This is a genomic window from Streptomyces sp. NBC_01551 (assembly GCF_026339935.1).
Taxonomy (GTDB): Bacteria; Actinomycetota; Actinomycetes; order Streptomycetales; family Streptomycetaceae; genus Streptomyces.
Window position 1 is genome coordinate 4,109,587 of sequence record NZ_JAPEPX010000001.1, and the last position, 25,684, is coordinate 4,135,270.

A 25,684-nucleotide genomic window follows, 5' to 3' on the forward strand; every position below is an offset into this window, starting at 1 on the left:
CGAGACGTTAGGCCGTTGTCCGGCATTCACCATGACCCCAATACATATTCCATGTGAACGACGCGGGGCGGGCGAGTAAACCAGTGCGGATTCGCATGACGTAGACGGGTTGTTAACCCGCTGTTGTGCAGTCGTTGGGCCGATCACCGAAATTGCGGAATAGCTTCTGCCGCGTGTCAGTCAGCAATCGATCAGCGCAACGCTCCACTCCCCGCGCTCCGCTCCGGGTCGCCGTACTCGCGGATTCGGATACGCGGTGGAAATGGGGCGCACTCACCGCCCGTCGCCTCGCGCCCGACAACCGGCTCACCGGATACCTGCTGCGCGGCCGGGCCACCCCCACCGCGCGCCAGCTCGGCGAGGTGGGGGTCCAGGCCGACCGGCTGACCGAGGTGACCTGCGCGGAGTTCCTCGCGGACATCAAGCGCGAGCCGTACGACGTGGTCGTCCTCGCCCTCGTCGGCGGGGCCGTCCAGGCCGTTCTGCACGGCGTCCGCGCCCTGTGGCCCGAACCGGCCGAGCGCCCGGTGTTCGTCACCGGGTACGTGGGCGTCGTCTACGAGAAGCTCGCCGACGGGCTGCTGCTGCGCCACGGCGCCGACCTCGTCCTCGCCAACTCGCGCCACGACGTGGAGCGCTTCCGCGGCGTGTACGAGGGAGTGGGCGCGGACGCGGGCTCCGTCACCGAGACCGTGCTGCCCTTCCTCGACGGCGCGGCGTACGACGGCGCCGGGAGCCGGGCCAAGACGGTGGTCTTCGCCGTGCAGCCCTCCGTGCCCGAGAGTCGCGCCGACCGCGCGTACCTGCTGGAGCGGGCCGCCGGGCACGCCCGGCTGCACCCGGACCGGGAGGTGCTGGTCAAGCTGCGCAGCCGGCCGGGGGAGCACACCACGCACCTGGAGGAGCAGCCGTACCAGCGCCTCGCGGAGAAGCTCCCCGGCGGGCTCCCCGCCAACTGCCGCCTGGCGTACGGGAACATGGGCGAGGTCCTGGACGGCACCGACCTGCTGGTCACGGTGTCGTCGACGGCCGCGCTGGAGTCCCTGCACCGGGGCATCCCGACGGCCGTCCTGACCGACCTCGGCATCCGCGAGGCGCTGGGCAACCACCACTTCCTCGGCTCCGGCTGCCTGGCCTCCTGGGACCAGCTGGACGCGGGGCTGCTGCCGCAGGGCGACCCGCAGTGGCTGGCGGCACAGGGGGTGGCCCCCCTCGGCGCTGCCGGTCCGGGCGCTGCCGGTCCGGGCGCTGCCGGTCCGGGCGCTGCCGGTCCGGGCGCCGCCGATGCGGGCGCCGACGTGTTCGCCGCCGCGCGGGACCGGCTCACGGGGCTGCTGGAGCTGCCCCAACTCCCGCCCGTGGAGCCGTACTACACGCTGACCACCGCCCCCCGGTACCTGCCGGGGATCCTCGCCCGCCACCACCTCGCCCCCGACGGCACCCCGCTGCCCGGCACCGCCCGGGACGGCGCGGGCCGGTCGCGGCTGCACCGCCGGCTCCGCTCGCACCTGCGCGACGCCGCCCGCGGGCTGTACCGACACGGGGTCCAGCGCGTGGCCCCGCTCATCCGCCGAATGGGGGAGCTGTGAACCGCAGTCCCGACGGGTCCGCCCGAGAAGCCCGCACCGCGGGGGCCGGCCAGGCCGTCCGCGTCCTGGCCGTCATCCCCGCCCGGGGAGGGTCCAAGGGCGTGCCGGGCAAGAACCTGGCCGAGGTCGCCGGGGTCCCGCTCGTCGCCCGCGCCGTCCAGGCCTGCCTGGGCGCGCCGACCGTCACCGACGTCGTGGTCTCCACCGACGCCGAAACGATCGCCGCGGCGGCCACCGCCGCCGGCGCCGGGGTCATCAGCCGCCCCGGCGCGATCTCCGGGGACACCGCGAGCAGCGAGGCAGCCGTCCTGCACGCGCTCGACGCCTTCGAGGAACTGCACTCGGCCACCGTCGACGTGGTCCTCCTCGTCCAGTGCACGAGCCCCTTCCTCACCTCCTCCGACGTGGAAGCGGTGGCCGGCGCCGTCGCGGCCGGCGACGCCGACTCGGCGCTGACCGTCGCCCCCTTCCACGGCTTCCTCTGGCGCGCCCAGCACGGCGCGGGCCACGGCGTCAACCACGACAAGGCCGTCCGCCCGCGCCGCCAGGACCGCCCCCAAGACCTGCTGGAGACCGGCGCCGCCTACGCGATGGACGCCGCCGGATTCCGCACCGCCCGGCACCGGTTCTTCGGGCGCACCCTGCCCGTCGCGACCGACCCGGCACGGGTGCTGGAGATCGACGATCCACACGATCTCGCCCGCGCCCGACTGCTCGCCCCCCTGTTCGACGTACAGCCGGACACGGACCACTCAACCGACCCGACGCTCACACCCCTTGAGCACACCCCAGCACCCTCGCACCGAAGGACGTCACCTGCCATGACCGCCAACGCCAACTCCCGTCTGCGCACGTTCGGCCGTCGTACCGCCGGCCCCGGCCAGCCCGTCTACGTCGTCGGCGAGATCGGCATCAACCACAACGGCGAGCTCGACAACGCCATCGCCCTCATCGACGCCGCCGCCGAGGCCGGCTGCGACGCCGTGAAGTTCCAGAAGCGCACCCCGGAGATCTGCACCCCGCGCGACCAGTGGGACATCGAGCGCGACACCCCCTGGGGCCGCATGACCTACATCGACTACCGCCACCGCGTGGAGTTCGGCGAGGACGAGTACCGCGCCATCGACGAGCACTGCGCCCAGCGCGGCATCGACTGGTTCGCCTCCCCGTGGGACACCGAGGCCGTCGCCTTCCTGGAGAAGTTCGACGTCCCCGCCCACAAGGTGGCCTCCGCCTCCCTCACCGACGACGAGCTGCTGCGCGCCCTGCGCGCCACCGGCCGCACCGTCATCCTCTCCACCGGCATGTCCACCCCGAAGCAGATCCGCCACGCGGTGGAGGTGCTCGGCAGCGACAACATCCTGCTGTGCCACGCCACTTCGACCTACCCGGCCAAGGCCGAGGAGCTCAACCTGCGGGTCATCAACACCCTGCGCGACGAGTACCCCAACGTCCCGATCGGCTACTCCGGCCACGAGACGGGCCTGCAGACCACCCTGGCCGCCGTCGCCCTCGGCGCCACCTTCGTCGAGCGCCACATCACCCTCGACCGCGCGATGTGGGGCTCCGACCAGGCCGCCTCCGTCGAGCCGGGCGGCCTGACCCGCCTGGTCCGCGACATCCGCACCATCGAGACCGCCCTCGGCGACGGCGTCAAGAAGGTCTACGAGTCCGAGCTCGGCCCGATGAAGAAGCTCCGCCGCGTCCAGGGCGACCTCGCCGGCGTCTGATCCCGACCGCCCGCCGTACGACGCTCCGCCCCGCCCCTGACGAGGAGTACGTGGTGACCCGTTCAGACTCCACCCTGGCTTTCGTCGAGAGCCCGGTCCAGCTGCTCAACGTGCTGGAATGGGCGCACGCCCAGGCCGCTGCGGCGGAAGGCGAGGAGTCGCTGCTCAGCGGCGTCCCGAGCCAGCCGGTCCGGCGGGCCCCGGCCCGTCCGGCCGCCGAGGCCGCGACCGGGGTGCGGATCGTCGTACTGCCGCCCGTGGACCCGATGTCCCGGGGCCAGCTGCGCCGCATGGCGGGGCTGGCCCGGGACGAGGGCCACGAGGTGCACTGGCAGGAGGCCCGCGGCGGCAGGCTCGCCCCGTTCAAGGCGCTCGCCGCGCTCTCCCGCGACGTACGGCGGGCGCGGCGGGTCGTCGTCGGCGACCCCTTCTCCCGCTACGTGCAGCTGCTGCTCACCCTGGTGCGCGCCGAGGAACTCGTCGTGGTCGACGACGGCACCGCCACCATGGAGTTCGTCGCCCAGACCGCCCGCGGCGAGCGCCTCGTGCGCTGGCACCGGGTGGGCGGCGGCGGCCTGCCCGGCCGGGTGCGCGAACTCGCCTACGCCCCGGTCTCGGCGACCGCGCGGCGCCGCTTCACCCCGGCGATCGGCCACGGCCGGCACGTCGAGGTGTTCAGCTCGATGCCGGTCACCGTCCACGGCGGCATGACCCTGCGGGTCAACGACTTCTCCTGGACCCGCGCCCGGTTCGGCCCGCCCCGCCTGACCAAGGGCACCGACCTGGTCGGCACCTCCCTCGTGGAGACCGGCGTCGTGGAGCCGGCCCGCTACCTCGAAGCGGTCCGCACCCTGACCCGGACCCACGGCGCCACCCGCTACTTCGCGCACCGCCGGGAGTCCGCCGAGAAGCTCCGGGCGCTGAGCGAGGCGACGGGGCTGGAGATCGTCCGCCCGGATCTGCCGCTGGAACTGATCGCCCGGCGCGGCCCGGTCGGTCGTACGATCGTCAGCTTTCCGTCTACGGTCGTACACACGCTGCCGTACGCGCTGACCGGCACCGGGGTGACCGTCGCCGTATGCGACATCGACCCCGGCTGGCTCACGGGGACGGCTTCGCCGCGCGCCCGCAGCTTCCTGGCCGGAGTCACCGACACCGCCCGTGATGTGCGCAGACTCCCCGCCCAGGCGGCTCCGGCGGCCGGATGAGCGCGCGAGTTTACCCCCGGGTGCATCCGGTCATGCGTCCAGAGGCCGGGTTTCTTTCCCCTAACGGCATGAACTTTTCGTGATCTCCAGCCAGTTGGCGGGTAGGTGCGCCTACCCTTCAACGGGTGAACCAGTTGATGTCCCGCGAGTCCCAGACCGCCCTGCCCGGCAAGCCCGACCGGCCCGAGCTGCCCGGCAAGCTTCCGGACCACCTGCGTGCCGAACTGATCGCCTTCCGCCGGGACTTGCACATGCACCCCGAGCTAGGACACCAGGAGTTCCGCACCACGGCGGCGATCAAGGCACGGCTTGAGAAAGCCGGCCTGCGCCCACGGGTGCTGAAGTCCGGAACCGGCCTCGTCTGTGACGTCGGCACCTGGGACGGCGTCCGGCCGATTCTGGCCATGCGCGCGGACATCGACGCCCTGCCCATCCCGGACGCCAAGACCCACGTCGCCTACCGCTCGACCTTCCCGGACCGCGCCCACGCCTGCGGCCACGACGTGCACACCGCGATCGTGCTCGGCGCCGGCCTGGTGCTCGCCGAGCTCGACCGGCAGGGGCTGCTGCCCCGCGCGGTGCGGCTGCTGTTCCAGCCCGCCGAGGAGGTGCTCCCGGGCGGCGCCAGCGAGGCCATCGACTCCGGGGTGCTCGACGGCGTCGGCAAGATCATCGCCGTGCACTGCGACCCCCGGGTCGACGCCGGCCGGATCGGACTGCGCCCGGGGGCGATCACCTCGGCCTGCGACCGGCTGGAGGTCACCCTCGACGGCCCCGGCGGTCACACCGCCCGCCCGCACCTGACCACCGACCTGGTGACGGCGGCGGCCCGGGTGGCCCTGGACGTACCGGCCGTGCTGGCCCGCCGGATGGACGCCCGCTCGGGCATGTCCATCACCTGGGGCCGGATCGAGGCGGGGCACGCCTGCAACGTGATCCCCATGCACGCGGAGCTCTCCGGAACCGTGCGCTGCCTGGACATCAACGCCTGGCACGACGCCCCCGACCAGATCCACGCGGCCATCGACGAGATCGCCACCCTGCACGGGGCCAAGTCGGAGATCACCTACGTGCGCGGGGTTCCGCCCGTCGTCAACGACCCGGTGATCACCGAACTGCTCCGGGAGTCGATGGCGGCCCGGCTCGGCGCGGAGTCGGTCGAGGACACCGAGCAGAGCCTGGGCGGCGAGGACTTCTCCTGGTACCTGGAGCATGTCCCGGGAGCCATGGCCCGGCTGGGGGTGCGCAAGCCCGGCGACAGCACCAAGCACGACCTGCACCGCGGGGACTTCGACGTGGACGAGTCCGCGATCGGCGTCGGGGTGGAGTTCTTCACGGCCGCCGCGCTCCTCGACGGGCGGCGCTCCGGGCCGGTCAGGTGACGTCGGGGCAAGATTCCCTACAACATCCGCAGGTCTGCCGGTAGACGTGTCCAGCCCTTGGTACACAAGGGCTGGGCGCAAACGCAGTTACCGATCGGTCACTGTCCGGTTCGCGACGATCCGATAACGACTCATGAACGGGCCTTTAACTGACATCTACGCGCGTTACGATCGCCGCGAAACCAGCGCCGGTCGTGGCGCTTCGGTCAGGTTTTGAAGGAGCCTCCCCTTGCGCCGGATCACCAGGATCGCCACCGTGGGCATCGCGTCCGCGGCGCTGGCCCTCTCGGCCACCGCCTGTGGCGGAAAGAAGTCGTCCGACTCCTCCGCGTCCTCGTCGGAGTCGTCGTCGGGCAGCAAGTCCGCAGCCATCGCGTATGACATCGGCGGCCGCGGCGACCAGTCCTTCAACGACGCCGCGTTCGCGGGTCTGGAGAAGGCCGAGAAGGACCTGAAGATCAAGGGTGCCGAGGCCGAGCCCACCGAGGGCGAGAGCGAGGCCGACAAGGTCCAGCGCCTCACCGAGCTCGCGCGCAAGGGCAACAACCCGGTCATCGGTGTTGGCTTCGCGTACGCGCCCGCCATCAAGAAGGTCGCCGCGAAGTTCCCGAACACCACGTTCGGCCTCATCGACGACACCTCGGTGACGGACAAGAACATCGCCAACCTGGTGTTCAACGAGGAGCAGGGCTCCTACCTGGCCGGCGTCGCCGCCGCCAAGGCGTCCAAGTCCGGCAAGGTCGGCTTCATCGGCGGTGTCGAGGTTCCGCTGATCAAGAAGTTCGAGGCGGGCTTCACCCAGGGCGTCAAGGACACCAACCCGAACGCCGAAGTGCTGTCGGCCTACCTGACGCAGCCGCCGGACTTCTCCGGTTTCGCCAAGCCCGACCTCGGCAAGGCCACCGCCCAGGGCCAGCTGGCCAAGGGTGCCGACGTGATCTACGCCGCCGCCGGTCTCGCCGGTTCCGGTGCGATCGAGGCCACCGCCAACGCCGGCAAGTGGGCGATCGGTGTCGACTCCGACCAGTACAACCAGGCCGGTCTGGTCAAGTACAAGGACAAGATCCTGACCTCGGTCACCAAGGACGTCCAGGACGCGGTCTACAACCTGATCAAGTCGGTCGAGGACGGCAAGCCGCAGACCGGTGAGATCCGCTACGGCCTCGACAAGGACGGCGTCGGCCTGGCCGACTCCAACCCCGCGTACAAGCAGATGACCGACGTCACCGCCGCGGTCGAGAAGGCCAAGGCCGACATCATCGCCAAGAAGATCAACGTCAAGATCGCCCCGTAAGGCAGTCCCTGACGTGAAGTAACGGTCTCGGGGTCCGGGAACGCGGTCTCCACCGCTTCCGGGCCCCGAACCGCGTCCGTGAAACCTGTGATCTACCTGGTCACAAGTTTTCACTTTCGACAGTGCTACGCGCGTAGAGGCATCGTGGACGCGATACCTTCTCTCCCCGCCCTGTCCCCCTGCCACAAGGCTCTTTCCAGCTCCTTCCGCGCCAAGGAGAGTGCGTCATCAACGCGTCCAGCCCCCCCGCCGTAGAACTGCACGGCATCACCAAGCGTTTCCCTGGCGTCGTCGCCAACAAGGACATCGCCATCACCGTCCGCAAGGGCACGGTCCACGCCCTCATCGGTGAGAACGGTGCCGGCAAGTCGACCCTGATGAAGATCCTCTACGGCATGCAGAAGCCGGACGAGGGCACCATCGCCATCGACGGGGAGCAGGTCAGCTTCTCCAGCCCCGGCGAGGCCATCGCCCGCGGCATCGGCATGGTCCACCAGCACTTCATGCTGGCCGACAACCTCACCGTCCTGGAGAACGTGGTTCTCGGCGGCGAGAAGCTGTACGGCATCGGCGCCAAGGCCCGTAAGAAGATCATGGAGATCTCGGATGCGTACGGCCTCGGCGTACGCCCCGACGCCCTGGTCGAGGACCTCGGTGTCGCCGACCGCCAGCGTGTGGAGATCCTCAAGGTCCTCTACCGCGGCGCCAAGATCCTCATCCTCGACGAGCCGACCGCCGTGCTCGTGCCGCAGGAAGTGGACGCGCTCTTCGACAACCTGCGCGAGCTCAAGGCCGAGGGCCTGACCGTCATCTTCATCTCGCACAAGCTGGGCGAGGTGCTGAAGGTCGCCGACGACATCACCGTCATCCGCCGCGGCACCACGGTCGGCACCGCCGACCCGAAGACCGCGACGACCAAGCAGCTCGCCGAGCTGATGGTCGGCAGCGAGCTGCCCTCGCCGGAGACCCGCGAGTCGACGGTCACCGACGTCCCGATGCTCAAGGTCAACGACCTGCGCCTGACCGCCACCGACCCGGACGGCGTCGTGCGCGAGGTGCTGGCCGGCATCGACCTCACCATCCACAAGGGTGAGGTGCTCGGCATCGCCGGCGTCGAGGGCAACGGCCAGACCGAGCTCATCGAGGCCCTCATGGGCATGAGCATCCCGGACGGCGGTGTCATCACCCTCGACGGGAACGACATCTCCACCACGCCGACGCGCAAGCGCCGCGAGGGCGGCATCGGCTACATCCCCGAGGACCGCCACCGCCACGGCCTGCTGCTGGAGTCCCCGCTCTGGGAGAACCGGATCCTCGGCCACGTGACCGAGCGGCCCAACTCCAAGCGCGGCATCCTCGACCCCAAGGCCGCCCGCAAGGACACCGAGCGGATCGTGCGCGAGTACGACGTCCGCACCCCGGGCATCGAGGTGACCGCGGCCTCCCTCTCCGGCGGCAACCAGCAGAAGCTGATCGTCGGCCGCGAGATGAGCCACGCCCCGAAGTTCCTCATCGCCGCCCACCCCACCCGCGGTGTGGACGTCGGTGCGCAGGCCCAGATCTGGGACGCCATCCGCGAGGCCCGTCGCGAGGGCCTGGCCGTGCTCCTGATCTCGGCCGACCTGGACGAGCTGATCGGCCTGTCCGACACCCTGCGCGTCATCTACCGCGGCCGCCTGGTCGCGGACGCCGACCCGGCGACCATCACGGCCGAGGAACTCGGCACCGCCATGACGGGTGCCGCCCACGGCCACCTGGAAGCCACCGACACCCCTTCCGCCGCTGCCAACGGTGACACGACGGAGGACGAGGCCCGATGAAGAAATTCGACAAGGACCGGCTGCTCCTCGCGGTCGCCGGCCCGGCGCTCGCTCTGGTCAGCGCCTTCGTACTGACCATGATCGTGCTGGCGGCCTCGGGCGTCGACCCGATCGACCCGCTGCGCGTCATGATCGACCAGGCGAGCTACGAGGACGTCCAGGTCCTCATCGTCAACCAGGCCGGCATCTACTACCTGGCAGCCCTGGCCGTCGCCATCGGCTTCCGGATGAACCTCTTCAACATCGGCGTCGACGGCCAGTACCGGCTCGCGGCGATGATCTCCGCCGTGGTCGGCGCCTCGGTCTCGCTGCCCGGTCCGCTGCACATCGTGCTGATCGTGCTTGTGGCCATGGCCACCGGTGCCTTCTGGGCCGGCATCGCCGGTGTCCTCAAGGCCAGGCGCGGTGTGAGCGAGGTCGTCTCCACGATCATGCTCAACGCCATCGCCACCGCCGTGATCGCCTGGCTGATCCTGCCGAAGAACCTCGGTGTCCAGCCCCCCGGCTCGAACAACCTGACCACCGGCGACATCCCGGAGTCCGGCTGGTTCCCGGCCCTGACCATCGGTGACGGCCTGGAGGTCTACGGCTTCACCTTCGTGGCGTTCGCCCTCGGCGTCGTCTACTGGTTCGTGCTCAACCGGACCCGCTTCGGCTTCGACCTGCGCGCCACCGGCGCCAGCGAGTCCGCCGCGCAGGCCTCCGGCGTGGACGCCAAGAAGATGATCATGACCTCCATGCTCATCTCGGGTGCCGTCGCCGGTCTGGCCGGCATGCCGCTGCTGCTCGGCGAGTCCCACACGTACAACCTGTCCTTCCCCGTGGGCATCGGCTTCACCGGCATCACCATCGCCCTGCTCGGCCGCAACAGCCCGGTCGGCATCTTCTTCGCCGCCTTCCTGATCGCCTTCATCGACAAGGCCTCCGCCGGTCTCGACACCGCCGGTTACGCCAAGGAGATCGGCACGATCATGCAGGGCCTGATCGTGATCGCGGTCGTCGTCAGCTACGAGCTCGTCCGCCGCTACGGCATCCGCCGCCAGCAGCAGAAGGTGGGCCAGGAACTGGCCGCCGGGCACGCCCTCAAGACCGACAACAAGGAGGTCGCGGCGTGAGCACCAGCACCGTTTCCGCGACGAGCGCCGCGCCCAAGAAGGGCGGCGGCCGACGCAAGCTCACCCTGCCCTGGATCCTGCTGATCATCGCGGGCGGCCTCGCCCTGATCTCGCTGGTCCGGGTCATCTCCGGCGCCGAGGACCTGACCTCCGCCGGCCAGATCTCCGGCGCCCTCCAGCTCGCCGTCCCGATCGGCCTCGCCGGCCTCGGCGGTCTGTGGGCCGAGCGCGCGGGCGTCGTCAACATCGGCCTCGAAGGCATGATGATCCTCGGCACCTGGTTCGGTGCCTGGGCCGGCTACCAGTGGGGCCCGTGGAGCGGTGTCCTCATGGGCATCATCGGCGGCGCCCTCGGCGGCCTGCTGCACGCGATCATCACGGTCACGTTCAACGTCAACCACATCGTCTCCGGTGTGGCGGTCAACATCCTGGCCGTCGGCTTCACCCAGTACCTGTCGAACTTCACCTTCGACGAGGCCCCGGGCGGCTCCTCCAAGCAGTCCCCCCGCATCGACCCCATCACGGAGATCACCATTCCGGGGTTGTCGGACGGGTTGGCCACGCTCCAGGGCAAGCACTGGTTCCTGGTCTCGGACATCGCCGGCGTGCTCGGCGGCCTGGTCACCAACCTCTCGCTGCTGACCGTCGTCGCCGTCCTGCTGGTCCCGGGCACCTGGTGGGTGCTGTGGCGGACCTCGTTCGGCCTGCGCCTGCGCTCCTGCGGTGAGAACCCGGTCGCCGCCGAGTCCCTCGGCGTCAACGTCTACAAGTACAAGTACATCGCCGTGGTCGTCTCCGGCGCGCTGGCCGGCCTCGGCGGCGCGTTCCTCGCGATCGTCTCCACCGGGATCTACCAGGAGGGCCAGACCGGCGGCCGCGGCTACATCGGTCTCGCCGCGATGATCTTCGGTAACTGGATGCCGGGCGGCACGGCCCTGGGCGCCGGCCTCTTCGGCTTCACCTACAGCCTCAAGCTGCGCGGCGGCGCCGAGAACGTCCACGCGATGCTGCTGCTCCTGGCGATCCTGCTCGTCGTGGCCTTCGGCTGGTACCTGTACAAGAAGAAGCACGTCCAGGCCGGCGTCGCCGCGCTCTGCTCGGCGGGCCTCTTCCTCTGGTACGCCCTGACCGACGCCGTCCCGAGCCAGTTCGTCGAGGCCGCTCCGTACGTCACGACGCTGCTGGTGCTCGCGCTGTCCGCACAACGCCTGCGGATGCCGAAGGCGGACGGCCTTCCGTACCGCAAGGGCCAGGGCAAGTGACGCCCGCTCCGACGGTGGACTGGGAAGAACTGCGTGCGGCCGCCCGGGACGTGATGTCCCGGGCGTACGCCCCGTACTCGGGCTTCCGGGTCGGCGTCGCGGCCCTCGTGGACGACGGCCGCGTCGTGACGGGATGCAACGTCGAGAACGCCAGCTACGGACTCAGCCTGTGCGCCGAGTGCGGTCTGGTGTCCTCCCTCCAGGCCACCGGCGGCGGCCGGCTGACGCACTTCACGTGCGTGGACGGCAAGGGCGAGAGCCTCGTGCCGTGCGGTCGCTGCCGCCAGCTGCTCTTCGAGTTCGGCGGACCGGAACTGCTGGTGGACACCCCCAAGGGGATCCTCCCGCTGGCCGAGATGCTGCCGCAGGCCTTCGGGCCGGACCACCTGAGATAGCCGTGCCGACGGCCCTTCGCCCTGCCGGGCGAAGGGCCGTCGTCTTCTCCGGAACCCCTCTGTTCAACACCCTCTCTATGCGCGTAGAAGGAAGCACCACATGGACGTCATCTCCGTCATCCGTACGAAGCGGGACCGCGGCGAGCTGAGCCCCGAGCAGATCGACTGGGTCATCGACGCGTACACGCGCGGTGTCGTCGCCGACGAGCAGATGTCGGCCCTGGCGATGGCCATCCTGCTGAACGGCATGAACCGGGCCGAGATCAAGCGCTGGACCGCCGCGATGATCGCGTCCGGCGAGCGGATGAACTTCGACTCCCTCTCCCGGCCGACCGCCGACAAGCACTCCACGGGCGGCGTCGGCGACAAGATCACCCTGCCCCTGGCCCCGCTGGTGGCGGCCTGCGGCGCGGCCGTCCCGCAGCTGTCGGGCCGCGGCCTCGGCCACACCGGCGGCACCCTGGACAAGCTGGAGTCCATCCCGGGCTGGCGCGCGCTGCTCTCCAACGAGGAGATGATGCGCGTCCTCGACACCACCGGCGCGGTCATCTGCGCGGCGGGCGACGGCCTCGCCCCGGCGGACAAGAAGCTGTACGCGCTGCGCGACGTGACGGGCACCGTCGAGGCCATCCCGCTGATCGCCTCCTCGATCATGTCGAAGAAGATCGCCGAGGGCACCGGCTCGCTCGTCCTGGACGTGAAGGTCGGCACCGGCGCGTTCATGAAGAACATCGAGGACGCGCGCGAACTCGCCTCGACGATGGTCGCCCTCGGCACCGACAGCGGCGTCAAGACGATCGCCCTGCTGACCGACATGTCCACCCCGCTCGGCCTGACGGCGGGCAACGCGCTGGAGATCCGCGAGTCCGTCGAGGTCCTCGCCGGCGGCGGCCCCTCCGACGTCGTCGAGCTGACCCTGGCGCTGGCGCGCGAGATGCTGGACGCGGCGGGCATCAAGGACGCCGACCCGGCCAAGGCGCTGGCCGACGGCTCCGCCATGGACGTCTGGCGCCGGATGATCGCGGCCCAGGGCGGCGACCCGGACGCGGCCCTGCCGGTGGCCCGCGAGCAGCACGTCGTCACCGCCCCCGAGTCGGGCGTGCTGACCCGCCTGGACGCGTACGGCGTGGGCGTCGGCGCCTGGCGCCTGGGCGCGGGCCGCGCGCGCAAGGAGGACCCGGTGCAGGCGGGCGCGGGCATCGAGCTGCACGCGAAGCCGGGCGACACCGTGACCGCGGGCCAGCCGCTGATGACCCTGCACACGGACACCCCGGAGAAGTTCGAGTACGCCCTGGCCTCCCTGGAGGGCACCTTCGACATCGCCCCGGCCGGCACGGCGTACTCCGCCACGCCGATCGTGCTGGACCGCATCGCGTAGTCCCGCACGCTCACCCGTGCGGCTGAACGGGACCGGTGGACGCCCGCCGGTCCCGTTCGCCATGCTGGGATCGGTGACGAACCGAATGAGGAGCACACCATGAGCGCACTCACCGTCCAGCATGAGCCCTACCGTGGCGACAGCTGGGACGCGCTTGTCCGTCTCTGGGAGGAGATGGACTGGCCGGAGGGCTGCAAGGTGGAGATCATCGAGGGGATCGTCACCGTGTCGCCTACGCCCGCAAGCAGTCACAGCCTCATCGCCGCGAAGGTGCAGCGGCAGCTCTATGCCGCCCTGCCGGACGATTGGGAAGTCCATCAGACCCTGAGCGTGGCGATTCCCTCCCGCAAGGGCATGTCCATCCCTGACCTCTTGGTCATCGCCGACGAGGTGCTCCCGGGGAGTCGGTATTACGTTCCCGCGGCTGCGGCTGAACTCGTCGTCGAGATCACTTCTCCGTCCAATGCCCCGCACGATCGCATCGCCAAGGCGGCCGGATACGCGCAGGCCGGTGTGCCGCTGTACCTCCTCATCGACGCCTGCGCGCCCGGTGGCCCCACGGTGACGCTGTACGGCGAGCCTTCCGAGGCTGTCTACCGGGTACTGCAGGCCGGGAAGTTCGGGGACACGTTCCGGCTTCCCGCACCGTTCGACATCGACCTCGACACGTCCGTGTTCCCGACGTCCGATTGATCGCCTGCCACCGATGAGTTCGGGCGGGCCCGGCAGTCACCCCTGCGTGGAGATCACCCGACTCGCGTTGCCCGGACCCAGCCCGACCACGCAGGACGCGGACCGGCTGTGCGCGCGCCTGTCCCGGCTGTACGAGGACGGCGCGCGGACGGTGGTGTGCGACGCGGCCGCCGTCACCGCCCCGGGCCTCGGCGCCGTCGAGGTGCTGGCCCGGCTGCGGTTCGCCGCGCGGGGGCGGCCGCTCCACGTCACCGGGGCCGGCCCCGCCCTACGCGCCCTGCTGGACCTCGTAGGACTCGTCGAGCTGCTCGGGGAGCCCGAAGAGGGGGAACCACCGCGCGGTGTCCAGGAAGGCGTTGAGCCCGACGATCTTGCCGTCTGAGATCTCCAGGACCTGTAGCGCCCACGGGGTGTGGCCCGACCCGGAGGCCGCCGGCCGGTACTGGCCGAAGGCGGGCAGGCCGTTCGCCGTCGTCGCGACCAGGCGGGAGCCCCGGCAGCCGAGGCCCTGGTTCAGGTGCCAGGCGGCGATGTCCGCGTGGCCCTGGAGCCACAGGTCGAACGGCGGCATCGACAGCACCGCGTCCTCGTGCAGCAAGGTGGTCAGCCGGGCGATGTCGTACGCCTCGAAGGCGGAGAGGTACTGCTCCAGCAGTTTCACCTGCTCCGCGTCCAGCGGGTCCGCGGCCTCGCTCTCGCGGACGCGGGTCGCCGACATCGTCGCCCGGGCCCGCTGGAGGGCGCTGTTCACCGACGCCACCGTGGTGTCCAGCAGCTGCGCGACCTCGTCCGCCTTCCACGCCAGCACCTCGCGCAGGATCAGCACCGCCCGCTGCTTCGCCGGCAGGTGCTGGAGCGCCGCCACGAAGGCCAGCCGGACGGATTCCCTCGCCAGCGCCATCTCCGCCGGATCGGCGGTCTGCGGGAGCACCCGGCCGTCCGGCACCGGCTCCAGCCAGGTCACCTCGGGCCGCTCGTTGAGAATGGCGGACGCCTGGTGCTGCGGGGCGCTGAGATCCATCGGGCGGGCCCGCTTGTTCCCCGCTTTCAGCAGGTCCAGGCAGACGTTGGTGGCGATCCGGTACAGCCACGACCGCAGCGAGGACCGGCCCTCGAACGAGGCGAAGCCGCGCCAGGCGCGCACGTACGTGTCCTGCACCGCGTCCTCCGCGTCGAAGGACGAGCCGAGCATCCGGTAGCAGTAACCCGTCAGCTCGACCCGGTACCGCTCCATCGCGGTGTCCAGGTCCGGCTCCGGGCTGGTCGCGAGGTCAGTCATGGTTCGTCCCCCAGGTCGGTCCCGATACCTCGGAAGCTACCGGAGGGGTCTGACAACCGCAGCCGCAGCGGCTCCCGAGCCGCCGACGACCCGGGCCGCCCGGGCCGCGTGCGACCCGTACAGGGTGATCGCGACGACGCCGACGACCGCGAGCAGCGCGATCCCGACCGTCGCCGCCCACCCGGAGGAGTGGTAGGCCAGTGCGCCCAGCGTGCCGCCCGCGCTGGAGCCCAGGTAGTACGCCGACTGGTAGAGCGCGGAGGCCTGCGCGCGGCCCGTCTTCGCGGTCCGGCTCACGGCGGCCGAGGCCACCGCGTGCCCGGCGAAGAAGCCCGCCGTGATCAGCACCAGGCCCGCCAGGATCGCGGCCAGCGAGTCCGCCAGCGAGAGCAGCAGCCCCAGCGCGGTCGTGGTCACCGCCAGGTACAGCGCGCCGCGCCGGCCCGCCCGCGCCACCAGCTTCCCGGCGGCCGCCGAGGAGACCGTACCGACGAGGTAGACCAGGAACACCGAGCCGACGACGCCCTGCCCGAGGGAGAACGGCTCGTCCACCAGCCGGTAGCCGATCACCGTGTACACGGCGCCGAACACGGTCATGAACAGCGCGCCGATCCCGTACAGCCGCAGCAGCAGCGGGTCCCGCAGGTGACCGGCGACGGTACGGCCCACCGCGCGCGGGTTCAGCGACGCCGGGCGGAAGAACCGCGCCCGGGGCAGCAGCACCCGGAACGCCACCGCGCAGGCCAGCGCCATCAGGCCGACCGCGAGCAGACCCGCCCGCCAGCCCCACAGCTGCGCCGCCCACCCGGTGACGATGCGGCCGCTCATGCCGCCGATGGAGTTGCCCGCCACGAACAGGCCGATCGCGCCCACCAGGGCCTTCGGCTTGACCTCCTCCGCCAGGTACGCCATCGCGGAAGCCGGGACGCCGGCGATCGCCGCGCCCTGGACGGCGCGCAGCGCGACCAGCCACTCCAGGTTCGGCGCGAGGGGGACGAGGAGGCCGACGCCGACCGCGATCACCATCGACCAGGTCATCATCCGGGTCCGGCCGAAGCGCTCGGACAGCGCGCTGAGCGGCAGGACGAACAGGGCGAGCGCGCCGGTGGCCGCGGACACCGTCCAGCTGGCCTGACCCGCCGTCACGCCGAAGCCGGCGGAGATCGCGGGCAGCAGGGCCTGGGTGGAGTAGAGGAGGGCGAAGGTCGCCAGCCCGGCGGCGAAGAGCGCGAGGCTCATCCGGCGGTAGCCGGGGCGGCCGGGGGAGTGGGGCTGCGGCGCGGGGGACGACGGGGTGGAGGCACCCGGGATGACGGGTGCCCCGGTATGAACGGGAGGCATGCCTTCGACGGTAGGCGTGTCCGTTTCATGCGTCCAATGCACAAAATCGCGATAATCAATGCACTGCTGCATCAGCCCAGGTCAGGACCGTGGATGTCGACGAACCGTTACGTAGAAGACATGGCTGTGACAACTTCGCTGGCCCCTCGGCTGGCGTATTTCGTCGCGGTCGCCCGGCACGAGCACGTCACGCGCGCCGCGCACGAGCTGGGCGTTCCGCAGTCCACGCTGTCGCGTGCGATGGTGCGGCTCGAACACGACCTGGGCGTCACGCTGTTCGCCCGCAAGGGCCGTACGGTCGCCCTCACCACGGCGGGCCGTACCTTCCTGGCCTCGGCCGAGCAGGCCCTGACGGAGATCGGCCGCGCGGCGGAATCGGTGCAGCAGGACGCGGATCCGGCGGCCGGGAAGGTGGCGTTCGGCTTCCTGCACACGCTGGGCTCCGAGACGGTACCCGGCCTGATCCGGGCCTTCCGCGCGGACCATCCGGGGATCCGGTTCTCCCTGGTCCAGAACTACGGCGAGGCGATGCTGGAGAAGCTGCGGGCGGGCGAACTGGACCTGTGCCTCACCTCGCCCCTCCCGGACGCCCCCGACCTGGTGGCCCGCCGCCTGGACGAGCAGCGGCTGCGCCTGGTCGTCCCGGACGACCACCGCCTGGCGGGCCGCAAACGCGTCCGCCTCGCGGAGGCGGCCGAGGAAACGTTCGTCACGCTGGAGGCGGGCTACGGCCTGCGGCGCATCACCGACGACCTGTGCGCGGAGGCGGGGTTCACCCCGCGCGTCGCCTTCGAGGGCGAGGAAGCGGAAACCCTGCGGGGCCTGGTCGCGGCGGGGTTGGGCGTGGCCCTCCTCCCACCACCCGCCGTGGCCCGGCCGGGCGTGGTCGAGCTGACGGTCACCGCCCCGCGCGCGGTCCGCGAGATCGGCGTCGCCTGGTTGGACGGCCACCCCGACACCCCGCCGGTCGCGGAATTCAAACGCTTCCTCCTCTCCCACCGAGGCCGCCTGATCCCCAACCTGGAGTCCCCGCTGTAGCCGACGCGGCCCCCGCCGCGCACGTCAGTCCCGGCCGGGGCCGATTCCGGCCTCGCCGGCGGGGCTGGTTTGCGCCGGCGGGGCTGGGCTTGGATCCGGCTGGTTCGGCGGTGCGGCCGGGTCGTGTGTGGCGAGGCCGCCGGGTCGGGGCGGGCCGTCACGGGGCGGGCGGGACCTCCGGCGGGGTCGGGAGCGAGGACAGCAAGAACCCGGCCTGGAAACGGGACTTGGCGCCCAGGGCTCGCATGATCTCCGCGATGTGACGCTGACACGTCCGCTCGGACATGCCCAGCCGCCGCGCGATCACCTTGTCCTCCAGCCCCTCCGACAGCAGCCGTACGATCGTCTGCCGCAGCTCGTCCGAGATCGACCGCGCCGCCTCCGGGCTCACCGTCGCCGGGAACGGCTCCGCGCCCACCCAGGACCGCTCGAACGCCGTCGTCATGAAGTGCACGACGTTCGGCTCCCGCACCACCAGCGCCGCCCCGCTCCGCTCCGGCACCGGCATCAGCCCGGTGTGCTCGTCGAAGATCAGCATCCGCATCAGCCCGTCGCCCAGCGTCCGCACCTGCGCGCCCAGCGCCGTCACCCGTTCCACGTACGCCGCCGTCGGCCGCGAGTACCGCGCGGTGTGCTGGTAGATCGTCCGCATCCGGACTCCCCGCGACAGCAGCGACTCGTCCCGCCCGATCGCCTCCTGCAGCGTCTCCAGCGGTCGCCCCCCGCCCGGCTGTGAGGTCAGCAGCTCCCGCTCGCACCCCGCCGACAGCTCCGCGATGAGCCCCCGTACCGCCCCCAGGTCCGTCATCAGCTCCAGGTGCCCCGAGCCGCTCAGCTCCCGCAGCGCCGCCCCCGCCTCGTACGCCGGGACCAGCGCCTCCAGCCGCCCGCGCAGCCGGTCCATCTCGTCGTGGGTCTCCCGTACGAGCAGCGCCAGCGGCGCCAGTGCCCGGGCCGCCGCCGCCCGGGGCGCGACCGCGCTCCACCGGTCCTGCCCGCCGTCGGGCGCCCGCTGGAGCAGGTGCGCGGCCGCCAGCTCGGTGATCGCGGCGCCCGCCCGCGCGCCGAGCGCCGCCGTGGCCTCCGCCGTGTGGAAGGCGTGCCGCTCCACCGCGTACGCGTACAGGCGCCGGGCCGCGGGGCTCAGGTCCCCGTACGTCCCGTCAATGCCGTCGGCATCAGCTGACATGTGCGTATTCGTCCCGGCCTATGGCTGTTTATAAACCCCTCGGGTTCCCGCAAGGCGGCAAGACGACGCCTGCCCGGACGCTATCGGCATATGCCGAACAGGCACAGTGGAGCCACGGCGTGAAGGGGGAGCGCGGTATGGGGCAGCGGACAGCCATCGAGGGGCGGGGGCCCGTGGCGGTCCTGCTGAGCCCACACCCCGCCGTCGTCGCGGCCGCCCGCCGAGCGGGTGCCCGCACCGTGGTGGTCGCGCCGGGTCCATCGGTGCCATCCGACCGTGAGGGGGCGGAGCGGCGGGTACGGACGGACTGGCGCGACCACCACCGACTGGTCGGCGCGGTCGGCCGGCTGGAGGCCGTCCGGGACGGACGCGCCGCCGTCTTCGGCTTCGACGCGGCGGGCGCACTGGCCGCCGCCCGCGCCAACGAGGAACTCGGCCTGCCCGGCACCCCGGCCGCCGCCGTCACCGCGCTCATGGACAAGGCCGCGCTGCGCGCCCGCTCCAACACCCTGCACGCCGCCCGGCCCGTGTCCTTCGCCCGCTGCGGCCGGGCCTCGCTGATCCCGTTCATCACCACGCTCATCGGCTACCCCTGTGTCATCAAACCCCGCGCGGGCAGCGACGGGGAAGGGGTGCGACTGGTCCGCGACGCCGCCGAGGGCGAGGCCGCCGCCCGCCACTACCCCGCCGTCACGGACCTGCTCGTCGAGGAGTACCTCGAAGGCCCCGAACTCGCCGTCGAAACCCTCTCGCGCGCCGGCCGCCACCACATCCTCGGCTGGTCCCGCCGCCTACCCGCCCCAGCCGCCCCCCTCGGCCCAACCCCCCACCCCGCCCCCGCCTACGGCCCGGCCCCCGCCTACGGCTTCGGCTCGGGCCCCGGCTACGGCTTCGGCTCGGGCCCCGGCTACGGTCCTGGCCCCGGCCCCGGCGACGGTCCCGGCGCTGGCTCCGGCTACGGCCCCGAGTACGGCTCTGGTTACCGCCCAGGCCCCGGCGGCGGCCCCGGGTGCCGTCCCGGCCCCGGTTCCGCATCCGGCCAAGGCGCCCCCGTCGACCTCGGCGCGGCCCGCGGGTACGAGGTGCCCGTCGCGCTGGATCACGCGACCGCCGCGGCCGTGCGGGCGCTCGTGCGCGGTGTCCTCGACCTCGTCGGGCACCGCGACGGCGCCTCCCACACCGAAGTCGTCCTCACCGCCCACGGCCCCCGCCTGATCGAGGCCCACGCCCGGCCCGGCCCCGAGGAGCTCACGCAGTTGCTCCGGCTCGCCCACGGCACGGACGTGCTCGGCCTCGCGCTCGCCGCCGGCCTCGGGCTGCCGGCCCGATTACGCCGCCCGCACGCCACATACGCCGCACTGCGCTACGTGGACTTCCCACCCGGCACCCGCGTCGAGCGGACCGGCCCCGCGCTGGCCGCCGCCCGCGCCGTGCCCGGCGTGGTCCGGGTCCGGCTGGCGGTCCCGCCGGGCGCGACCGTACGCCGGGCCCCGACCGGATCGCTGCACCACGCGCACGTCCTCGCCACCGCCCCGACCGCGCACTCCCTGACCCGCGTACTGGACCGGGCCGCGGTCCTGCTCGGGCAGCCGGGAGGCCTCACCCCCGATTCACGCGGGATTCACGTACCGCCGTCACCGTGGAGGGATGGCCCTCACTAGGCGCGAACTCCTGGCGACCGGCGCGACCGGCGCCGCCGCGGTCGCCACCCCGCACCTGTCCGCCCCCTCGCCGGACACCCGGATCCTGCGCGGCACGATCCCCCCGGGCGCCCCCGACTTCGTGGAGGTACCGCTCGACGTGCCCTGGGGCGTACGCGAGTTACGGGTGGGCTACACCTACGGCAGGCCCCCCGTACCGCCCGGCACCCCCGGCAACGCCCTCGACATCGGCATCTTCGACCAGCACGGCACCGCCCTCGGCGGCCGCGGCTTCCGCGGCTGGTCCGGCGGCGCCCGCACCGAGTTCTTCCTGCGCGCCGACGACGCGACCCCCGGCTACGTGCCCGGCCCGATCCGCCCCGGCCGCTGGCACGTGCTGCTCGGCCCGTACACCGTCGCCCCGCAAGGACTCCCGTACGAGATCACCGCCCGCTTCGCCTTCGGCGAGCCCGGCCCCACCCCCCGCCCCGCCTACCCGCCGCAGCGCGCCCGCGGCCGGGGCCGGGCCTGGTACCGGGGCGACTGCCACATCCACTCGGTGCACTCCGACGGGCGGCGCACCCCGGCCGAGACAGCGGACCTGGCCCGGGCGGCCGGCCTGGACTTCATCAACTCCTCCGACCACAACACCCACACCGCGCACGCTGCCTGGGCCGACGCGCTCTCCCCGGACCTGCTGATCCTGACCGGCGAGGAGATCACCACCCGTACCGGCCACGTCCTCGCCGTCGGCACCGACCCGGGCACCTTCGTCGACTGGCGCTACCGGGCGCGCGAGGGCCGCTTCGGCCGGTTCGCCCGTACGATCCGGGGCGCGGGCGGTCTGGTCGTCCCCGCCCACCCGCACGCCACCTGCATCGGCTGCGCCTGGAAGTTCGGCCTCGGCGAGGCCGACGCGGTGGAGGTGTGGAACGGCCCCTGGACCCCGGACGACGAGGTCTCCCTGGCCTCCTGGGACGCCACCCTGCGCGGCGCCGACGGCGAGCGGTGGCTGCCGGCCGTGGCGCACAGCGACTACCACCGCGACCCGGACCGCGTGGGCGGCCCGCAGACCGTCGTCCTCGCCGAGGACCTGACCCGGGACGCCGTCCTGGCCGGGATCCGGGCCGGCCGCGCCTACGCCGCCGAGTCCGCGCAGGTCACGGTCGCCTTCGAGGCCGTCGGCGGGCGCGGCGAGCACGCCGGGATCGGCGAGCGCCTGCGGGTCGCCCCGGACGCCGACGTGCTGGTCCGCCTCACGGTCACGGGCGCCCCCGACTGCGAGCTGCGCCTGATCACCGACCAGGGCCCGGCCGTCACCACCCCCGGCGGCGCTCCGGGCGCAGCCGTCCTGGAGTGGCACACCACCCCCGCCCGCTCGGCGTACGTACGGGCCGAGGTCCGCCGTCCCGCCGTCGCCCCGCCGCTCCCGGGGGCCATGGCGGCCTTCACGAACCCGGTCTGGCTGCCGGTGGCCTGACGAACGTCGGCCGCCTCGGCCGCGTCAGTCGCCTCAGCCGGACCCGGGCTTGGCGTAGTCGCCGTAGCCCGTCCAGTCCAGCACCACGCACGGCTCGTTGCCGACCACCCAGGCGTCGTGCCCCGGCGCGATCTGGATGAAGTCGCCGGGGCCCACCTGCGCCCGCTCCCCGCCCTCGTCCATGACGATCTCCATCCGGCCGCTCACCACGTACCCGGTGTGGGCGGCCTGACAGGTGTCCGTGCCGGCCAGGGGCTTGATGTGCAGGGTCCAGCGCCATCCCGGCTCGAAGACCGCGCGCCCCACCTGGCCGCCGTCGGTGTTGAGCAGGTCCAGACGGCCCGTGCCGGCCTCGAACGGACGGGTTTCGTCCGCCGCGTCGAAGTTCCGGCTCACCAGTGCGCCCATGCTGATCGCCTCCGGGAGAGCAGCGCCCCGAGTCCACTCCTCACTCTACGCGCGGACGGCCCGTCCGACAGGCCGGTTCAGCCCCGCAGCGACCGCCCGAACCCGGAGGCCAGCGGCATCCGCAGCCCCAGCGGCGGCGGCGCCGCGAGCGCGTCCGTGACCGGCCGCGAGAACCGGCCGGAGAACACCGCGCCCAGCACGAAATCCACCGACAGCGCCACCACTTCGGCCTGGTGCTCGCGCAGCCCGTGCCCGTCCGAGTGGACCTCGAAGCGGCACGTGGAACGATTCGCCTTCTTCGCCCGGGCCGCGAGCCGGAACGACGATTCCGGATCGCTGCGCGCGTCGTTGGTGCCGTGCACGATCAACACCTGCCGCCCCGCGAGCTGTTTCACCGGCTCGGTGGAGTCCGCCGGGGACGCGGGCCCTAAGCAAGGGGCGAGCGCCAGCACCGAGTTGACGGCACCGTGCCCCGCCGCCCGCAGCGCCGCCAGGCCCCCCGCGTCGTAGCCGGCCAGGCACACCGGCACGTCCCCGTACCGCCGCACCGCCTCGTCCGCCGCCCACCCCGCGTCGTCTTCGCGGGAGCCCGAGCCGTACACCACCTGGTGCGTGACCAGCCCTTCCGCCCCGCCCGCCCGGCCCAGCGCCCGCGCGAGCGGACGCAGTGGACCGGGGGAGAATCTTGAGGCCCCGGGGAGCAGGAGCACCACCCCGTTGACCGTGCTGTCCGTCGAGACCGAGCCGTTCGCGCCGGCCGCCCGCCCCAGGCGGGCCCCGCGCGCCGGCGGCGCATGCTGTGCCATGGCGGAACAGTCTCAGACCGACAGGTGTACGCCACCCCTCCGTACGGTCTCTGTTACGTATCGACCGTCGCCGTCAACCCGGTGCTCTACGCGCGTAGGAGTAGAGTGCCCGGATGACGAGCGACACCCCCAACCTGCCCACCCCGGATCAGATCCGCCGCTCCCCGAAGGTGCTCCTGCACGACCACCTCGACGGTGGACTGCGGCCCGGGACCATCATCGAGCTGGCCCAGGCCGCCGGCTACGAGAACCTGCCCGAGACGGATGCCGACAAGCTCGGCATCTGGTTCCGGGAAGCCGCCGACTCCGGCTCCCTCCCGCGCTATCTGGAGACGTTCGCGCACACCTGCGCCGTCATGCAGACGAAGGAGGCCCTCTTCCGGGTCGCCGCCGAGTGCGCCGAGGACCTGGCCGAGGACGGCGTCGTGTACGCCGAGATCCGCTACGCCCCCGAGCAGCACCTGGAAGCCGGACTCACCCTCGAAGAGGTCGTCGAGGCCGTGAACGACGGCTTCCGCGAGGGCGAGCGCCGCGCCAAGGCCAACGGCCACCGCATCCGCGTCGGCGCCCTGCTGACCGCGATGCGCCACGCCGCCCGCGCGCTGGAGATCGCCGAGCTGGCGAACCGCTACCGCGACAACGGCGTGGTCGGCTTCGACATCGCCGGCGCCGAGGCCGGGTTCCCTCCCACCCGCCACCTCGACGCTTTCGAGTACCTCAAGCGCGAGAACAACCACTTCACCATCCACGCGGGCGAGGCTTTCGGCCTGCCGTCGATCTGGCAGGCCCTGCAGTGGTGCGGCGCCGACCGCCTCGGTCACGGCGTGAAGATCATCGACGACATCGAGGTCGCCGCCGACGGCTCCGTGAAGCTGGGCCGCCTGGCCTCGTACGTACGGGACAAGCGCATCCCCCTGGAGATGTGCCCGACCTCGAACCTGCAGACCGCCGCGGCCGCCTCGTACGCCGAGCACCCGATCGGCCTGCTGCGCAAGCTGCACTTCCGGCTCACCGTCAACACGGACAACCGGCTGATGAGCGGCACCAGCATGAGCCGCGAGTTCGAGCACCTCGTCGACACCTTCGGCTACACGCTCGACGACATGCAGTGGTTCACGGTCAATGCGATGAAGTCCGCGTTCATTCCTTTCGATGAACGACTCGCCATGATCAACGACGTCATCAAGCCCGGTTACGCCGAGCTGAAGTCGGAATGGCTGTTCCGTCAGACCGCTTCCACCAGCGGTTCCGTCTCCGCCTAGGCCATGGCATGACGGACTGAAAGCGCCCGGGAGGGGCAATTCCCGGGCGCTTTCTCATATCAAAGGATGTTTGCGGGCCGGGGTTTGAAGTGACTAGTTTGCGGAGCCGCTCAATTCCCCGTCGCAAGGACGAACCTTCATGAAGAAGTCAGCTGCCAAGATCCTCGGTGCCGCCGCCCTCGGCGCCGCCTTCGCCGCCGTCGCCGCCGGTTCCGCCTCGGCCGCCCCCGCCGTCGGCCTCACCGACACGCTCGGCTCCGCCACCGGCGCGCTCCAGGGACTCACCAGCCAGCAGCAGGTGGGCGAAGAGGGTGCCCAGCAGTCGAGCGACCCCACCTCGCAGGTCACCGGCGTGGTGGGCTCGCTCACCAGCGGCCTGAACGGCCTGGGCGGCTGATCCGTACCGGATCAGCGCCGCGGACTTCGCGAGCGCCCCTGCCGCCCGCCGGAATCCGTACGCACGCACGCGTGGCGCACACCCCTTCGACCAGGTGTGCGCCACGTCGCGCCGTGTGCCACGATCACCACCAACTGCCCGCCGACGCACTGGGTATGAGGTCTCGGTCATGCGCATGAAGGCACGAGCGACCACGGTCGCGCTGCTCCCCGTCCTGCTGTTCGCAGCCGTGGGGTGCAGCAGCAAGGACACCCCCGCGACGGGCAAGGCCCCGGCCCCCGGCGGGTCCGCGGCCGCCTCCGGCGCGCCCGGCACGGGCGCCACCGCCGGCGCCGCCTCCGGGGCGCCGACCGCCCCGAAGAAGGGCTCGACGCCGCTGGAGCGGGCCTCCCTGGAGCAGGGCGACCTGCCCGGCTACCAGATCTCCTCGCAGGCCAACCCGAACGCCCCCCACGGACAGCCCCAGGCCGACAAGAAGGCCTGCCAGCCGCTCGCCGACGTCATGGGCGACAAGCCCGACCCGGCCGCGCGCGAGAGCGTCAACCGGGGCATCGGCTCTCAGCGGCAGGTCGGCCTCGCCGTCTCCGCCACCGTCAGCTCCTACTCCGAGAGCGACGCCAAGCGGCTCGTCGCCCGGCTGAAGGACGCGGTCGCCGCCTGCGGTACGGGCTTCTCCGCCACCATCCAGAAGCAGACCGGCAGCTACAAGGACGTCAAGGCGGCTCCGTACAAGACCGGCGGTGACGAGAGCGTCAGCTGGACCACGACCGCCGTCGCCAATGGCGCCTCGGCGCAGGTGCACCTGGTCGTGATCCGGCAGGGGAGCACCGTCGTACGGCTCACCGCCCTCAACGTGGCCGCCGCCGACCAGAAGGCACAGGTGCCGCGGGAAGTGGCGGACAAGCAGCTGGAGAAGGTCCGGCGCGCGGGTTGACCGCCCGTCGCCGCGGTTGTTCCGGACCGGACCGCCAGGCCGGT

Annotated in this window: 23 protein-coding genes and 1 pseudogene; 19 read left to right on the forward strand and 5 right to left on the reverse strand. The window is 72.1% G+C overall.

Annotated elements, in window-relative coordinates; all coding sequences use genetic code 11:
- Positions 1–173: 173 nt before the first annotated feature.
- The 13 genes and pseudogenes from OG982_RS18645 to OG982_RS18705 all read left to right on the forward strand — a co-directional run bounded on the left by OG982_RS18645 (position 174) and on the right by OG982_RS18705 (position 14,248).
- Complete coding sequence (locus OG982_RS18645; protein WP_266948935.1) at positions 174–1,589, forward strand: DUF6716 putative glycosyltransferase; 1,416 nt, start codon at positions 174–176, stop codon at positions 1,587–1,589.
- Positions 1,586–2,023: pseudogene (locus tag OG982_RS18650) on the forward strand (NTP transferase domain-containing protein); the annotation flags it as partial. The gene OG982_RS18645 and the pseudogene OG982_RS18650, both read left to right, overlap by 4 nt.
- A gap of 387 nt (positions 2,024–2,410) precedes the next feature.
- Positions 2,411–3,319 carry an N-acetylneuraminate synthase family protein gene (locus OG982_RS18655; RefSeq protein WP_266791877.1) on the forward strand — a complete coding sequence of 303 codons (909 nt, stop codon included), beginning with the start codon at positions 2,411–2,413 and terminating at the stop codon, positions 3,317–3,319.
- A gap of 53 nt (positions 3,320–3,372) precedes the next feature.
- A complete protein-coding gene (locus tag OG982_RS18660) occupies positions 3,373–4,527 on the forward strand; it encodes a hypothetical protein (RefSeq protein WP_266785328.1) in 1,155 nt (384 codons plus the stop codon).
- Between the two features lie 137 nt (positions 4,528–4,664).
- The gene (locus OG982_RS18665) at positions 4,665–5,909 is read left to right on the forward strand and encodes an amidohydrolase (protein WP_266791875.1); all 1,245 of its coding nucleotides are present in this window, start codon (positions 4,665–4,667) and stop codon (positions 5,907–5,909) included.
- A gap of 229 nt (positions 5,910–6,138) precedes the next feature.
- Complete coding sequence (locus tag OG982_RS18670) at positions 6,139–7,203, forward strand: BMP family protein (protein WP_266785326.1); 1,065 nt, start codon at positions 6,139–6,141, stop codon at positions 7,201–7,203.
- A gap of 257 nt (positions 7,204–7,460) precedes the next feature.
- Entirely contained in the window at positions 7,461–9,023 is a 1,563-nt protein-coding gene (locus OG982_RS18675; protein ID WP_266791873.1) for an ABC transporter ATP-binding protein, read from the forward strand.
- Entirely contained in the window at positions 9,020–10,138 is a 1,119-nt protein-coding gene (locus OG982_RS18680; RefSeq protein WP_266785324.1) for an ABC transporter permease, read from the forward strand. The genes OG982_RS18675 and OG982_RS18680 overlap by 4 nt, the downstream gene beginning before the upstream one ends.
- Entirely contained in the window at positions 10,135–11,400 is a 1,266-nt protein-coding gene (locus OG982_RS18685; protein WP_266785322.1) for an ABC transporter permease, read from the forward strand. Before OG982_RS18680 ends, OG982_RS18685 begins: the two co-directional genes overlap by 4 nt.
- Positions 11,397–11,795, forward strand: a complete 399-nt coding sequence (locus tag OG982_RS18690; protein ID WP_266785320.1) for a cytidine deaminase — start codon at positions 11,397–11,399, stop codon at positions 11,793–11,795. Before OG982_RS18685 ends, OG982_RS18690 begins: the two co-directional genes overlap by 4 nt.
- 100 nt (positions 11,796–11,895) lie before the next feature.
- Positions 11,896–13,173 (forward strand): thymidine phosphorylase, encoded by a 1,278-nt coding sequence (locus tag OG982_RS18695; protein ID WP_266785318.1) that lies wholly within the window; start codon positions 11,896–11,898, stop codon positions 13,171–13,173.
- Positions 13,174–13,272: 99 nt separating this feature from the next.
- Positions 13,273–13,866, forward strand: coding sequence for a Uma2 family endonuclease (locus OG982_RS18700; RefSeq protein ID WP_266785316.1), 594 nt, complete (start codon positions 13,273–13,275; stop codon positions 13,864–13,866).
- Between the two features lie 46 nt (positions 13,867–13,912).
- Positions 13,913–14,248 carry an STAS domain-containing protein gene (locus OG982_RS18705; RefSeq protein WP_266785314.1) on the forward strand — a complete coding sequence of 112 codons (336 nt, stop codon included), beginning with the start codon at positions 13,913–13,915 and terminating at the stop codon, positions 14,246–14,248.
- Here OG982_RS18705 and OG982_RS18710 read toward each other — a convergent pair.
- Positions 14,135–15,145 carry a sigma-70 family RNA polymerase sigma factor gene (locus OG982_RS18710; protein ID WP_266785312.1) on the reverse strand — a complete coding sequence of 337 codons (1,011 nt, stop codon included), beginning with the start codon at positions 15,143–15,145 and terminating at the stop codon, positions 14,135–14,137. The genes OG982_RS18705 and OG982_RS18710 overlap by 114 nt on opposite strands.
- 36 nt (positions 15,146–15,181) lie before the next feature.
- On the reverse strand, positions 15,182–16,486 hold the full coding sequence (locus OG982_RS18715) for an MFS transporter (protein WP_266785310.1): 1,305 nt from the start codon (positions 16,484–16,486) through the stop codon (positions 15,182–15,184).
- A gap of 63 nt (positions 16,487–16,549) precedes the next feature.
- On the opposite strand from OG982_RS18715, the gene OG982_RS18720 reads away from it, so the two are divergent.
- Positions 16,550–17,524: a LysR family transcriptional regulator gene (locus OG982_RS18720; RefSeq protein WP_266949946.1), complete on the forward strand. Its 975-nt coding sequence runs from the start codon at positions 16,550–16,552 to the stop codon at positions 17,522–17,524.
- 157 nt (positions 17,525–17,681) lie between these two features.
- On the opposite strand, the gene OG982_RS18725 is transcribed toward OG982_RS18720, so the two are convergent.
- Positions 17,682–18,713 carry a helix-turn-helix transcriptional regulator gene (locus OG982_RS18725; protein ID WP_266785308.1) on the reverse strand — a complete coding sequence of 344 codons (1,032 nt, stop codon included), beginning with the start codon at positions 18,711–18,713 and terminating at the stop codon, positions 17,682–17,684.
- A 137-nt stretch (positions 18,714–18,850) separates the two neighbouring features.
- Between OG982_RS18725 and OG982_RS18730 the strand changes: the two genes are divergently transcribed.
- Both OG982_RS18730 and OG982_RS18735 read left to right on the forward strand, forming a co-directional pair.
- A complete protein-coding gene (locus tag OG982_RS18730; RefSeq protein ID WP_266948936.1) occupies positions 18,851–20,374 on the forward strand; it encodes an ATP-grasp domain-containing protein in 1,524 nt (507 codons plus the stop codon).
- A complete protein-coding gene (locus OG982_RS18735; RefSeq protein ID WP_266948937.1) occupies positions 20,361–21,833 on the forward strand; it encodes a CehA/McbA family metallohydrolase in 1,473 nt (490 codons plus the stop codon). The genes OG982_RS18730 and OG982_RS18735 overlap by 14 nt, the downstream gene beginning before the upstream one ends.
- A gap of 33 nt (positions 21,834–21,866) precedes the next feature.
- Here OG982_RS18735 and OG982_RS18740 read toward each other — a convergent pair whose 3' ends face one another.
- Entirely contained in the window at positions 21,867–22,241 is a 375-nt protein-coding gene (locus tag OG982_RS18740; protein WP_266785302.1) for a cupin domain-containing protein, read from the reverse strand.
- Positions 22,242–22,318: 77 nt separating this feature from the next.
- Positions 22,319–23,047 (reverse strand): alpha/beta hydrolase, encoded by a 729-nt coding sequence (locus OG982_RS18745; protein ID WP_266785300.1) that lies wholly within the window; start codon positions 23,045–23,047, stop codon positions 22,319–22,321.
- A gap of 113 nt (positions 23,048–23,160) precedes the next feature.
- Here OG982_RS18745 and OG982_RS18750 point away from each other — a divergent pair, with 113 nt between their 5' ends.
- The 3 genes from OG982_RS18750 to OG982_RS18760 all read left to right on the forward strand — a co-directional run bounded on the left by OG982_RS18750 (position 23,161) and on the right by OG982_RS18760 (position 25,640).
- A complete protein-coding gene (locus tag OG982_RS18750) occupies positions 23,161–24,309 on the forward strand; it encodes an adenosine deaminase (RefSeq protein ID WP_266785298.1) in 1,149 nt (382 codons plus the stop codon).
- 139 nt (positions 24,310–24,448) lie between these two features.
- Positions 24,449–24,706, forward strand: coding sequence for a hypothetical protein (locus OG982_RS18755; RefSeq protein ID WP_266785296.1), 258 nt, complete (start codon positions 24,449–24,451; stop codon positions 24,704–24,706).
- Between the two features lie 169 nt (positions 24,707–24,875).
- Positions 24,876–25,640, forward strand: a complete 765-nt coding sequence (locus tag OG982_RS18760; RefSeq protein ID WP_266948938.1) for a hypothetical protein — start codon at positions 24,876–24,878, stop codon at positions 25,638–25,640.
- Positions 25,641–25,684: the final 44 nt, after the last annotated feature.